This is a genomic window from Nonomuraea sp. NPDC050451, from assembly GCF_044458585.1.
The window spans coordinates 328797-341867 of sequence record NZ_JBITHZ010000001.1; the positions used below are offsets into that span (position 1 = coordinate 328797).

Here is a 13071-nt window from a genome sequence, read left to right on the forward strand (position 1 = left end):
GTGGTCCTCACGGAGAGGGGCGGCACATGTCCTTACGTGTCCGCGTCAGCATGTCCATGGTCCTGTTATTGATCATGTCCCTCACCACGACCCCGGCCCGCGCGGCGGCTCCGGGAGACGTGGTCTCCGCCCAGCCCACCACCGTCTACCTCCTGCCGGGCAAGCTCCTGGAGGTTCCGGTCAACGCCTGGCACCTCCTCTACAACTCCACGTCCGCCACCGGCTCGCTCAACACCGTGTCGGGGACGCTGCTCGTGCCCAAGAGCAGCTACCCGCTCGGCACGCGCCCCATCGTCGGGTACGCCGTCGGCACCCACGGGCTCGGCGACCAGTGCGCCCCCTCGGTCAGCATGAGCCAGGGCAGGGAGGCGGAGCTCGCGCTGGTGAGCTTGTTCCTGCTCAAGGGGTACGCGGTGGCCATGACGGACTACGAGGGGCTCGGCACGCCCGGGCCGCACACGTACATGGCCGGGATCTCGCAGGGGCACGCCGTGCTCGACTCGATCAGGGCCGCCACCCGCGTGTCCGGGGCCGGGCTGTCCAGCCGGGCGCCCGTCGCCGTCATGGGCTACTCCCAGGGCGGGGCGTCGGCCGGGTGGGCGGCGCAGCTGCAGCCCTCGTACGCGCCCGAGCTGCGGCTGAAGGGCGTCGCGGCCGGAGGCGTGCCCGCCGATCTGCACGCGGTCGCTGACCACCTGGACGGCGGGTCCGACTTCGGGCTGGCGGCGGCGGCCGGCGTCGGGCTCGACGCGGCCTACCCCGAACTGGACCTGCAGGCGGACCTCAACGACCGCGGGCGCGCCCTGCTCGCCGACGCGGCCGACGACTGCGTGGGCGACCTCGGCAAGCTGGCCGGGCTGCGCTTCTCCGACCTGAGCCCGATCGACCTGCTCAACCAGCCGAAGTGGCTGGCCCGGCTCGCGGAGAACCGCCTGGGTGCCACGGCTCCGCGGGTGCCGATGTTCCTGTACCACGCGCGGGGGGACCAGATCATCCCGCTGTCCGTGGGCTCGACGCTGCGGTCCGAGTACTGCCGGGCCGGGGTGAACGTCCGGTGGGCCGCGCTGCCCGCGCCGGACCACGTCACAGGGGCCGTCGAAGGAGGGCCGCTGGCCATCGAGTGGCTGGCCCTGCGGATCCTGGGGCTGCCCGCGATCGGCAACTGCTAGTTCGTACGCCGGCCGGGCCCGCGCGACCGGGCCCGGCCCACCCCGTGGCGAGCGCCATGCGGCCGAGCTGGCATGATCGGGCGTATGACAGATGTGAGCGGGCTTTCCATCGGCATCCTCGGCGGCACCGGTGACCAGGGGAAGGGGCTGGCGCGGCGGTTCGCGCTGGCGGGGCACCGGGTGCTGATCGGGTCGCGTAGCGAGCAGCGCGCCCAGGACGCGGCGAGCGACATCGGGGCGGGTGCGAGCGGGGGCGCGAACGCCGCCGTCGCAGCCGAGGCCGACATCGTGATCGTGGCGGTGCCGTACGAGGGGCACAAGGCGCTGCTGGAGTCCCTGCGGGCCGAACTGGCCGGGAAGATCGTCGTCGACTGCGTGAACCCGCTCGGGTTCGACAAGCAGGGCGCCTACGCGCTGCCGGTGGAGGAGGGCAGCGCGGCGCAGCAGGCGGCGGCGGTGCTGCCCGAGAGCCGCGTGGTCGCCGCCTTCCACCACGTCTCGGCGGTCCTGCTGATGGACCCGGCCGTGGAGAAGGTGGACCTCGACGTGCTGGTGCTCGGCGACGACCGCGAGGCCACCGACACGGTGCAGGCGCTGGCCGAGGTCATCCCGGGCGTGCGCGGCGTGTACGGGGGGCGGCTGCGCAACTCCCACCAGATCGAGGCGCTCACCGCGAACATCATCTCCGTGAACCGCCGCTACAAGGCCCACGCCGGCCTCCGCATCACCGACATCTGACCCGCCACGCGCAGGGGTCTCAGCCCGGGTGTGTCACAGCCAGCCCGCGTCCTCGGCGATGCGGATGGCGTCGATCTTGTTGCGCGCTCCCGTCTTCGTGATCGCCCCCGTCAGGTAGTTGCGCACGGTGCCGGGGGAGAGGTGGAGCCGGGAGGCGATCTCCTCGGCCGAGGCGCCCCGGGCGGCCTCCCTGAGCACGGTGGACTCGCGCGGCGTCAGCGGGCTCTCGCCGTACTGCATGGCCGAGGACACCAGCTCGGCGTCCAGCACGCGCAACCCGGCAGCGGTACGCCTGATCGCGTCCGCCAGCCGGTCGCCCGGGGCGTCCTTGACCAGGAACGCCTCGATGCCCACGGCCAGAGCCCTGCGTACGTGGCCCGGCTGCCCCATGGCCGTGAGCACCAGGACGCGGCATGACGGGAGGCGCTCCAGGAGCGTGGCGGCGGCGGTGATGCCGTCCACCACCGGCAGGTCGATGTCCACGACCGCGACGTCGGGCCGCACCCGCAGCGCCTCGGGCACGATCTCGTCGCCCCGGGTCACCTCCGCGACCACCTCGATGTCCCGCTCCAGGCGGAGGAGGGCGGTGAGCGCGGCGCGGATCATGTGCATGTCCTCGGCCAGCAAGACCTTGATCACCCCACGACCTCCACGGCCGAGCGGCCCCGCCTCGCCGCGACCCCCGAGCCCGAGCTGTCCCGCCTCACGCCGCGACCTCCATCGTCAGGAGGAAGCCGCCGGCGCCGGTCCGGGCCGCCGCGCATGAGCCGCCCGCCTGGGCCGCGCGTTCCGCCAGCCCCGTGAGGCCCCCTCCGGCCGGGCCGGGTTCGGCGAGAACGCCGTCGTTGGCCACCTCCAGCCGGAGCGTGCCCCCGTTCACGGAGGTGGTGATGGTGCAGGTCGTGGCGCGGCTGTGGCGCAGGACGTTGGTGACGGCCTCGCGTACGGCCCAGGCCAGCGCCTCCTCCGAGCGGCCGGGCAGCGCCACGTCCGCCAGGTTCGCCTGCGCGCCGACCCCCGACGACTCCAGCAGCGCCACCGCCCGGTTCACCTCGTCGGCCAGCGACAGGGCCCGGTAGCCCCTGGCGACGTGGCGTACGTCCTGGGCCGCCTCCCTGGCCACCTGCACCAGCTCGCCCACCTCCGTCCGGGCGGCGGCCGGGTCGCGCTCCATGAGCCGGGAGGCCAGGTCGCCCTTGAGCGCGATCGCGGTCAGGCTGCGCCCGAGGCCGTCGTGCAGGTCGCGGGAGATGCGCAGGCGCTCCTTGAGCACGGCCGCGTCCGCCAGCTCGGCCCTGGCCTGCTCCAGGTCGGCCGCCACCCGCGTGAACCGCACCAGCGCGTACGTCATGGCACCCGTCGTCGGCACGGTGACCACGTAGAAGAGGGTGACGACGGACGCGCCCACGCCCCACCACAGCGCGGTGCCCTCGTACAGCATCATCAGCACCACCAGCGCGCCACCCCAGCGCAGCGGCAGGAACACCAGCAGCGTCCCGGCCAGCATCGGCGCCGTCACCCCCGACATGCCGCCGGGCAGCAGGAAGTCGGGCAGGTACGTGACGACGGCCTGGAGCACGATCGTGAGCGGGTAGGCGGGCGGGCGCTCGCCGCGCAGGCCGGCCCGCATGTTCAGGTAGTGCGTGGAGATCACGGCGAGCGTGGCGACCCCGGCCGCCGCGCCGTAGCCCGGGCCGTGCAGGAAGTAGGTGAGCGCGAGCAGCGAATAGGCGGCTGAGACGGCGGTGATGAGGCCGGTCGCGAGCCTTCTGGCCGAGGAGGAGACCACGGGGAACGATTATCTCTATGAGCGGCGCGGTTCCCAGCGGAACCACAGCCGGATCGCGGCGAGCCCGACCACCGTCCAGGCGGCCAGGACCAGGGCGGGCACGGCCAGCTCGCCGGTCTTGACAGCGTTCACGACGGCGCTGGTGGGCAGCAGGTCCAGGGCCGGCCGCAGCCACGAGGGCAGCGGGATCGGGCCCATCGCGCCCGCGGAGACCCCAGCCACCAGGAAGACGGGCGTGGTGAACGCGGCGGCCAGCTCCGCGCGCGGGATGGCGGCCGTGTACGCGGCGCCGAGCAGCGACAGCACCACCGACCCCGCCACCGTGATCGCGGCGAACCCCAGCGGGTCGTCCGGGAGCGGCACGCCGGCCACGACCCGCACGGCCACCGTGCACAGCGCGATCATGGCCACCGTCTGCGTGGCCGTGCTGGCGACCTGGCCGAGCAGGATCTGCCCGTCCGTCAGCCGGCTCGCCCGCAGGCGCTTGAGCACGAGCTGGTCGCGGCGGGTGGCCAGGGCGACGGCGACGTTCATGAACGCGGTGATCGCCAGCAGCAGCGAGATCGCGCTCTGGAAGATCGCGGCCGCGGCCGAGGCGCCCACCGTGTTCCTCATGAGCAGCGGCATCCCCACGGCCAGCCCGACCGGGGTCACCACGGAGGCGAACAGCATGGTCTTGTCCCGCCAGAACAGGCGCGTGCCGAGGCGGTAGGTGGCGGTCATGCTCATCGGGCGCTCTCCAGGAAGAGGTCTTCGAGGGTGGCGGTGCGGACCTCCAGGCCCGCCAGGCGCAGGCCGCGCCCGGCCGCCCAGGTCAGCAGCGTCTGCGCGGCCAGGTCGGGGTCGTCGGCGCGGCAGACGGCCGTCTCGCCCTCCATGGTGACCGGCAGCGGCAGATCGGCCGGGTCCACGTCCGCGGGCAGCCGGAACGCGACCCGCCCCGACCGGGCGGCCAGGGTCTCGGCCATGTCCCCGGACGCGACGATCTCCCCGGCGTCCAGGATGGCCATGGCCGAGGCCAGGCGCTGCGCCTCTTCCAGGTAGTGCGTGGTCAGCAGGATCGTGGTGCCCTGCCTGGCCAGATCGCGGACGACGGTCCAGGTGTTCCTGCGGGCCTCGGGGTCCATGCCGGTGGTCGGCTCGTCGAGGAACAGCACGTCGGGGCGGCCCAGCAGGGCCAGCGCCAGGTCGAGCCGGCGCTTCTCGCCGCCGGACAGCTGGCGCACCTTGGTGTCCCGCCTGCCCGCCAGCCCGGCCAGCTCCAGCGCCTCGTCGCGGGGACGGGGCGCGGCGGTGAAGTCGCGCCAGGTGTCGACGGTCTGGGCCACTGTCAGGTCAGGGAAGAACCCGGCCTCCTGCAGCATGATCCCGGTGCGCTGCCTGACGGCCGCGCGGTCGGTGTACGGGTCGAGGCCGAGCACGCGCACGGTCCCGCCGTCGGCCCGCTGGAAGCCCGCCAGCACCTCGATCGCCGTGGTCTTGCCCGCGCCGTTCCTGCCGAGGAGCGCGAAGATCTGACCCTCCGCCACCTCGAACGAGATGCCCTTCACCGCCTCGAACCCCTGGTGGCTCTTCCTGAGCCCGTTCACTTCGATCGCTGTCATGCGTACGAGTGTTTCCGGGCAGCCAGCGGGGCGACAGTGAAGAATTCACGACTTGCGCGCGAGCTTGAGCAGCGCGTCCGTGACGCCCTCGGGGTCGACGAGCTGGTGCAGGTGCTGGCCGGGCACGCGGGTCACGGGCCAGCCCCGCCGGGCCGCCTCCTCGGCCACCTTCTCGTACGGCGGGCCGAACCACAGGCACGAGCACCTGACCTCGTCCCACCCGGCGGGCACGGGGATGGACTGGGTGTAGTAGTCGAGCGGCAGCCGCGGCTGCTCCGCCGCCACCCTGATGCGCACGGCGGGGTCGGGCAGCATGGCCACCACGTCCTCCTCGTCCCACCAGTCGGTCCAGCGCGGCAGCACGCCGTCGGGCCCGGCCAGGTCGTGCAGGAACGGCAGGAAGCTCTCCTCCGCGACCTTGATCAGACCTTCGCGCGGCGGGACGTGCGCGTCGGCGAAGACGCACGCCACCACCCGCTCGCCCAGCCCCTCCTTGATCAACGGCATGAAGAACCCGGCGTTGCTGTGCGCGACCAGCACGACGGGCGTGTCAGGCGCGACCGCGCGCACCGCCTCGACCACCCGCGGCCAGTACGGCGCGCCGCCCGTCGCCACGCCGGTCAGGTCGGGCACCACGGCCGCGTGTCCGCGGCGTTCCAGCGACTCGGCCACGGGAACCCAGGTCGAAGGCCCGACGGAAGGGCTGTGCACGAGTACGAAGGTCGTCTGCATAGGCCCACCCTGTCAGACGACCAGGGTGTGCCGGGACACCGGGCGATCGCTGCCGTCGAAGAACGCCCAGGCCACGGCCAGGTTGTTCACCGCTCGCGAAAGCTCCTCCTCCGGGAACAGGAAGTGCAGGCGCATGCGGTCGGCGTGCCCGCCCAGCGGGTCGAACGACCTCCCCGGCGGCACCGCGACCCCGTGCCTGAGGGCCACCTGGGCGAAGGAGTCCACGTCGCCGCGCGGGATCCGTACCCAGATGGTCTGGCCGCCGAGTGCGGGCTCGAACTCCCACGACGGCAGCCGCTCGCGCAGCTCGGCGCACAGGTGGTCGTGGCGCCGGCGCAACGTGCGCACGCGCTCCGCCCGTACCTCATCCAGGCGGCGCAGCAGAGCGACGGCGGCCAGCTGGCTGAAGACCTCGCCCCCGAGGTCGAGTACGGCCCGCAGCCTGGCCAGCCGCGACACCAGCGGCGCCGCCGCGCGGATCCACCCGACCCGAAGCCCGCCCCAGACGAGCTTGCTCAGCGAGCCGACGGTGATGAGGTGCTCCCCCCGCTCGAACGACGCCAGTGGCGGCGGCGTCTCGCCCGTGAAGCAGAGCTCGGCGCACACCTCGTCGTCGATCAGCGGCACATCGTGCTCGGCGGCCAGCGCGGCCAGCCGCCGGCGGGCCGGGTTGTCCATGACCGCGCCGTCCGGGTTGCGGCTGGTGGGGACGAAGTAGGCCAGCGCGGGGCGTTCGCGCAGGTCCTCCGCCGTCCCCGGCCGCACGACGGCGGCGGCGTGCCGGAACACCTCCAGCGCGCCCGGGTACGTCGGCGCCTCGGTCAGCACGGTGTCGCCGGGCGCCACCAGCAGTCCGGTGAGCAGGGTGAGCGCCTGCTGGGCGCCCGTCGTCACGATGATCTCCTCGGCCGTCGTCGGCACGCCGCGGCCGGTGTAGTAGGCGGCCAGCGCGGCACGCAGGGCCGGGTTGCCCGCCGGCTGGTAGCCCAGGTCGCGGGTGCCGGCCAGCCGCGCGCCCGCCTCCTCGTACGCCTCGAACATCGCCGCCGGCATGTCGTCCGGCGCGGCGCACGTCAGGAGCTGCACGCCGTCCGGCGGGTGCAGGATGTGGAGCAGGAGCGGGTTGGCGACCACGCCGTCGGCGGCCCGCGTCGCGGGCAGTTCGAGCGGGGCCACCCGGGTGCCGCTGCCCTGGCGGCGCACCACGCGGCCCTCCTGCTGCAGCAGGTCGTACGCGGCGACCACGGTGCCCCGGCCCACGGCGAGCCGCTTGGCCAGCACCCGGTCCGGCGGGAGCGCCTGGTCGGGCGGCAGCACGCCGTCGTCGATGAGCGCGCGCAGCCGGGCCGCGAGCAGCAAGTAGAGCGGGCCGCGGCCCGACGCCCAGCGGCCCAGGAGATCGACGAGGTCGCCGTCGGCGAGATTGGCCCCATTCATGGACCAATTCTGCCGCATTGGCTCTGACATCGGACCGTTTTGCGGGCGATCCTTGATGCATGACCGATTCTCATCCCTCTGAGCTCCGCCCCGAGACGCGCGCCGTCCACGTGCCGCACCCCGTCATCGAGGGCAGCCGGCCGATCACCGTGCCGATCTACCAGACCTCCGGATTCATCTTCGACGACCCCGCCGTGATGGCCGACGCGATGGGGCGGGCCGACGGGCCGTTCGTGTACGGGCGCTACACCAACCCCACCGTCCGCTCCCTGGAGGAGGCCGTCTCCGGGCTGGAGGGCGGGGTGGGGGCCATCGCCACGGGCTCGGGCATGGGCGCGATCAACACCGTCCTGCTCGGCCTGCTCAAGCCCGGCGACCACCTCATCGCGCAGAAGTCCCTGTACGGCGGGACCGCCGCCATGATCAACGACCTGGTGGGCAGGTTCGGGATCACGGTGACGCACGTGCCCGAGAACGACCCCGCCGCCCTGCGCGCCGCCGTCCGCCCCGAGACCCGGCTCGTCTACCTGGAGACGATCAGCAACCCGATGACGCTGGTCGCCGACCTGCCGGGGATGTGCGCGGCGGCCCGCGAGCTGGGGATCGTGTCCGTGGTGGACAACACGTTCGCCACGGCCCTGCTCTGCCGGCCCATCGAGCACGGGGCGGACATCGTCGTACACTCCACCACCAAATACCTGTCCGGGCACACCGACGTGGTGGGCGGGCTCGCCGTCTTCGCCTCAACCGAGCTCTACGAGAAGGTCTGGCACTTCGCGATCGAGCTGGGCGCCTCCGCCGACCCCTTCGCCGCCTGGCTGTCGCTGCGGGGGCTGCAGACGCTCGCGCTGCGCATGGACCGCCACTGCTCCAACGCCCGCCTCCTCGCCACCCGCCTGGCCTCCCATCCCGCAGTCACCGCCGTGCACTGGCCGGGGCTCGCCACGCACCCCTCCCACGAACTGGCCGGGAAGCTGCTGTCCGACTTCGGCGGGGTGCTCTCGTTCGACCTCGCGGGCGGGCGGGAGGCGGGGGAGAAGTTCATGAGCTCCGTACGCCTCATGCTTCTCGCTCCGTCGCTGGGCGGCGTGGAGACGCTCGTCATGCACCCGGCGACGACGTCCCACCGCTCGCTCGACGCCGAGGAGCTGGCCAGGCACGGGATCGGCGAGGGCACCGTACGCATCGCCGTGGGCATCGAGCACCCCGAGGACCTGTGGGCCGACGTCTCGCAGGCGCTGGCATAGTGGCCTGTGTGGATTACTCGGATGTGCTGGCGGCGGCCAGTCGTATAGACGGGCTCGTGCTGCGTACGCCGGTGCTGGAGGTCTCGCCCGGCGTCTTCTTCAAGCTGGAGCTGCTGCAGCACTCGGGGTCGTTCAAGGTCCGCGGGGCCTTCAACCGGATGCTGTCGGCGGGCGAGCTGCCGCCCAGCGGGGTGATCGCCGCCAGCGGCGGCAACCACGGGCTGGCCGTCGCCTACGCGGCGCGGGTGCTGGGGGTGCGGGCGGAGATCTTCGTGCCCGAGGTGACGAGCCCGGTGAAGGTCGCCGGGCTCGAGGCCCTGGGGGCCCGCATCACGCAGACCGGGGCCATCTACTCGGAGGCCGCCGAGGCCGCCGCCAAGCGCGCCGCGGAGACGGGGGCGTTGGTGGTGCACGCGTACGACCAGGCTGAGGTGGTGGCAGGGCAGGGGACCACGGGGCTGGAGATCGTCGAGCAGACGGGCGGGGTGGACACGGTGGTGGTCGCCGTCGGCGGGGGCGGCTTCGCCGCCGGCATCACCCTGGGCACCTCCGCCCCCACCACGCGCCCATCCCCCGGCCACACGCCCACCACCTCACCCACCCCGACGCCTGGCTCCGCTGCGACGCCCGGCTCCACGCTGGGGGCCTTGCCCGGGGCGGCGGCCGTGGCGGGGTCCGGGGCGGGGTCCGGAACGACGCCGGGGGGCAGGCCCGGGACGGCGCTGGACGTCGAGTCCGGGGCGGCACCGGTGGCCGGGTCCGGGCCGCGGATCATCGCGGTCGAGCCCGAGCGGATCCCGACCCTCCACGAGGCACTGCGAGCGGGACACCCGGTGCCTGTAGAGGTAAGCGGGGTGGCCGCCGACGCGCTGGGCGCCACCAAGATCGGCGCCATCGCGTTCGAGATCCTTTCCTCACCTCGGGTGGAGAGCGTGCTGGTGACCGACGAGGCGATCGTGGAGGCCCGTCGTACCCTCTGGGCCCGTCACCGGGTGGCGGCCGAGCCCGCGGGCGCGACGGCGTACGCCGCACTGCTGGCGGGCGCGTACACGCCGGCTCCGGGGGAGCGGGTGGCGGTGGTGCTGTGCGGCTCCAACACCGACCCCAGCACCCTCACCACCCCCTGACCACCTCCCACCCACGCCCCCGCCCCGTGCCCGGCGACGGAGGCGGGCATCTCCTCGGCCCGTGCCGGCGACGGAGGTGGGCGTCCCCTCGCGCCGGGTCCGGCGACGGAGGCGGGCGTCCCAGAGCCCGACCGTGGACGCCCGGCTCGAAATACCGTGGCCTGGACTACCACCCCGAGGCCCGCCGCCAGCGCCTGGCCCTGGACGCCCGAGCCGGAATACCCGGCCCGGGACGCCTGATCCAACCGTCGCCGTGAGGTGGTCGCGACATCAGGCGGCCGTACCGTCGCAGGCGGCCGTACCGCCGTAAGGGGCCGTACCACCGCGTACGGGGGTACCGCCGCGTGCCGAGGCGTACGGCCGCGTACGAGGGCGTGCCGTCGAGCCGCTGTCAGTTGTACGTGTGCTCAGCAGCCGGGAAAGCGCCCGCAGTCACGTCGGCGGCGAAGGCGCGGACGGCGCGGTCCATCTCGGCGCCCAGGTCCGCGTAGCGCTTGACGAACCGGGCCGGACGCGGTGTGAGCCCCATCAGGTCCTGCCACACCAGAACCTGCGCGTCCGTCCCGGCGCCCGCGCCGATGCCGATGGTCGGGATCGTCAGCGACGCCGTCACCCGCTCCGCCAGATCCGCCGGCACGCACTCGAGCACCACCGAGAACGCCCCCGCCCGTTCCAGGTCCTTGGCGTCCGCCATGAGCTCGTCGCCCGATTGGCCGCGCCCCTGAACGCGGTAGCCGCCCAGGACGTTCACCGACTGCGGGGTCAGCCCGAGGTGCGCCATGACCGGGACACCGGCCGAGACCAGCGCCTCCACCTGCGGGACGACCCGGCGGCCGCCCTCCAGCTTGACGGCGTGCGCCCCGGCCTCCTTCATGAAGCGCGCGGCCGACTCCAGCGCCTGCTGGGGCGAGGCCTGGTACGACCCGAACGGCAGATCCGCGACCACCAGCGCCCGGGACGAGCCGCGTACGACGGCCGCCGTCAGGGGCAGGAGGTCGTCGACCGTGACGGGCAGCGTGGAGTCGTACCCGTAGACGACCATGGCCGCAGAGTCGCCCACCAGCAGGACGGGGATGCCCGCGCCGTCGAAGACCCTGGCCGTCATCGCGTCGTAGGCGGTGACCATGGGCCACCGCTCTCCGCGCTCCTTGGCGGCGGTGAGGTCGCGAACGGTGACCCGGCGGCCGGAAACGCCCCCGTACAGCGTGGTTGAAGAGGACATGTGTGAACCCTCCAGAAACGTCTCGAGGCGCCCCAGTGGCGTCCCCGGACTCCCTCCGATGATGGCACGCGCTGTCACGTGCCGAAAAACCTGTGGCGAAACTGTCGGTGCCTCTTGCCAGAATCAGCGCGGAGGTTGAAACGACATGGCTCTCGCCCCTTACCGACGACTGCTGAAGATCCCTGGTGTTCCCGCGTTGCTGCTGATGGGGCTGCTGGCGCGGGTTCCGTCCACGGCCATGGGCATGACGCTCACCCTGCACGTCGCCGTGGCGCTCGATCTGGGATACGGCAAGGCGGGGCTGGTCACCATGGCCAACACCATCGGCATGGCGATCGGCTCGCCGTTGTCGGGGAGGTTCGTCGACAGGCACGGCTTACGTCCGGTGGTCATCGTCACGACCGTGGCGCAGGCGGTGTTCTGGGCGTGCGCGTGGGCGCTGCCGTTCCCGGCGCTGATCGGCACGGCGGCGGTGGCGGGGCTGCTGGCGTTGCCGGTGTTCAGCGTGACCAGGCAGTGCCTGGCCGCCATGGTGCCGGTCTCCCAGCGGCGCAGCGCGTTCGCGCTCGACTCGATGCTGGTCGAGCTGGCGTACATGGCCGGTCCCGCTCTCGCGGTGGCCGGGCTGACGATGCTGGGCAGTGAGGTGACGATGACGGTCATCGGCGTCGCCACGGCTGCGGCGGGCCTGGGCATGATCGTGCTCAACCCGCCCACCCGATCGCCCGACGAGCTCGAGGAGCAATCGATCAAGGTGCCCAGGCGGCAGTGGCTGACGCCCGGGTTCGCGGCGCTGCTCGGGACGACGGCGGCGGCCACGTTCGTGCTCGCGGCCACGGAGCTGTCCCTGATCGCGACCATGAACAACGCCGGCCAGACCCAGTGGGTCGGCCTCGCCGTCGCCGTCTGGTGCGTCTACTCCCTGATCGGCGGCTTCGTGTACGGCGGGCTGTCGCGTGGCTTCTCGCCCTTGGTGCTCATCGCTCTCATGGGCCTGCTCACGATCCCGGTCAGCCTGGTGAGCAGCTGGCAATGGCTGGTCGTGATGCTCCTCCCGGCAGGCATCCTCTGCGCGCCGGCGCTGTCGTCCACGGTCGACGTGCTCTCCCGGTGGGTGCCCTCGGCGGCGCGGGGCGAGGCGATGGGCTTCCACGGCACGGCCCTGCTGATCGGCGGCGCCAGCTCGGCCCCCATCGCGGGAGCCGTGATCGACGCCAGTGGGCCGACGTGGGCGTTCGTGCTCGCGGGCCTGGTGGGAGTGGCCATGGTGCTCGCCGCCGCCCCCTTCTGGCCCCGCCGCCCCGCCGAGCCCCTCCCAACCTCTCCCCAGACCCCGTCGGCCTCGACGACCCCTTCGCCACCCGCCGAGCCCGCTCCAACCCCGGCCGAGGCCCCATGAACCGGTGACCAGCAGGCCCGCCTCCCCTCGTTGATCGGCGGCCTCTCAAGCCGACGACCGGTGCTCCAAGGCCGGTGGACCTCAGAGCGGTGCTCGCGGGGTGTGTGGCGGTGCGGCGGGCGGCTGATCGTCGGCGGCTCGCGTGGCGCCCTGGGCGAACGACGGTCAGTTGCTCACGCGCCTGGCCCTGACGGTGAGAGGGCGCTGCCGTCTCGGCGGGAAGCGGGCACCTTCGGGCGAGATGGCTGGCTGTCGCGCACGAGTGGGGTGCCAGCGCAGGGGATGCGCTTCGGCGCCGCCCAGGCCACGGACTGGCTCAGCACCAGCGGGCTCGCCCTGGACGACGGGCTGGGGTGCGACTCCCGCCGCCGCGCCGCGGAGGGGGTACGCCTGGGCTTGGAGACCGATGGCTCGGGCGGCGTGCTGCTTGGGCGGGAGCGTCGTCTGGGGTGGTGGGCGAGGTCACGCGGCCGTTGTGATCCTGCGGGCACGTGGCAGGGGCGTCGCAGGGGTGGTGGGTGAGTTGCGCGGCCGTCTGGTTCTGCGGGGCGCTTGGGTGGAGGCGTCGCCTGGGGTTGTGGGTGAGGTCGCGTTGCCATCGTGATCT

General features: G+C 73.3%; 12 protein-coding genes. 5 read left to right on the top strand and 7 right to left on the bottom strand.

The features are described from left to right. The first annotated feature begins 26 nt into the window (after positions 1-26). Positions 27-1169: a lipase family protein gene (locus tag ACIBI9_RS01385; protein WP_397219933.1), complete on the top strand. Its 1143-nt coding sequence runs from the start codon at positions 27-29 to the stop codon at positions 1167-1169. Between the two features lie 84 nt (positions 1170-1253). Beyond that, positions 1254-1907, top strand: coding sequence for an NADPH-dependent F420 reductase (gene npdG / locus ACIBI9_RS01390; RefSeq protein ID WP_397219934.1), 654 nt, complete (start codon positions 1254-1256; stop codon positions 1905-1907). A 33-nt stretch (positions 1908-1940) separates the two neighbouring features. On the opposite strand, the gene ACIBI9_RS01395 is transcribed toward npdG, so the two are convergent. The 6 genes from ACIBI9_RS01395 to ACIBI9_RS01420 form a co-directional block, all read right to left on the bottom strand. Further along, complete coding sequence (locus tag ACIBI9_RS01395; protein WP_397219935.1) at positions 1941-2546, bottom strand: DNA-binding response regulator; 606 nt, start codon at positions 2544-2546, stop codon at positions 1941-1943. Between the two features lie 64 nt (positions 2547-2610). Further along, positions 2611-3696: a histidine kinase gene (locus ACIBI9_RS01400; protein WP_397219936.1), complete on the bottom strand. Its 1086-nt coding sequence runs from the start codon at positions 3694-3696 to the stop codon at positions 2611-2613. Between the two features lie 15 nt (positions 3697-3711). Continuing rightward, on the bottom strand, positions 3712-4425 hold the full coding sequence (locus tag ACIBI9_RS01405) for an ABC transporter permease (protein WP_397219937.1): 714 nt from the start codon (positions 4423-4425) through the stop codon (positions 3712-3714). Beyond that, on the bottom strand, positions 4422-5300 hold the full coding sequence (locus ACIBI9_RS01410; protein ID WP_397219938.1) for an ABC transporter ATP-binding protein: 879 nt from the start codon (positions 5298-5300) through the stop codon (positions 4422-4424). The genes ACIBI9_RS01405 and ACIBI9_RS01410 overlap by 4 nt, the downstream gene beginning before the upstream one ends. 45 nt (positions 5301-5345) lie before the next feature. Further along, positions 5346-6032 carry an alpha/beta hydrolase gene (locus tag ACIBI9_RS01415; protein WP_397219939.1) on the bottom strand — a complete coding sequence of 229 codons (687 nt, stop codon included), beginning with the start codon at positions 6030-6032 and terminating at the stop codon, positions 5346-5348. 12 nt (positions 6033-6044) lie between these two features. Next, a complete protein-coding gene (locus tag ACIBI9_RS01420; RefSeq protein WP_397219940.1) occupies positions 6045-7469 on the bottom strand; it encodes a PLP-dependent aminotransferase family protein in 1425 nt (474 codons plus the stop codon). Positions 7470-7528: 59 nt separating this feature from the next. Between ACIBI9_RS01420 and ACIBI9_RS01425 the strand changes: the two genes are divergently transcribed. Together ACIBI9_RS01425 and ACIBI9_RS01430 are read left to right on the top strand one after the other, a co-directional pair. Then, the gene (locus ACIBI9_RS01425; protein ID WP_397219941.1) at positions 7529-8716 is read left to right on the top strand and encodes a trans-sulfuration enzyme family protein; all 1188 of its coding nucleotides are present in this window, start codon (positions 7529-7531) and stop codon (positions 8714-8716) included. An 8-nt stretch (positions 8717-8724) separates the two neighbouring features. After that, entirely contained in the window at positions 8725-9843 is a 1119-nt protein-coding gene (locus tag ACIBI9_RS01430; protein WP_397219942.1) for a pyridoxal-phosphate dependent enzyme, read from the top strand. Positions 9844-10234: 391 nt separating this feature from the next. Here the strand turns inward: ACIBI9_RS01430 and panB are convergent, their stop codons facing one another. Beyond that, on the bottom strand, positions 10235-11065 hold the full coding sequence (gene panB, locus ACIBI9_RS01435; protein WP_397219943.1) for a 3-methyl-2-oxobutanoate hydroxymethyltransferase: 831 nt from the start codon (positions 11063-11065) through the stop codon (positions 10235-10237). A gap of 145 nt (positions 11066-11210) precedes the next feature. Between panB and ACIBI9_RS01440 the strand changes: the two genes are divergently transcribed. Continuing rightward, a complete protein-coding gene (locus ACIBI9_RS01440) occupies positions 11211-12464 on the top strand; it encodes an MFS transporter (RefSeq protein ID WP_397219944.1) in 1254 nt (417 codons plus the stop codon). Positions 12465-13071 lie beyond the last annotated feature (607 nt).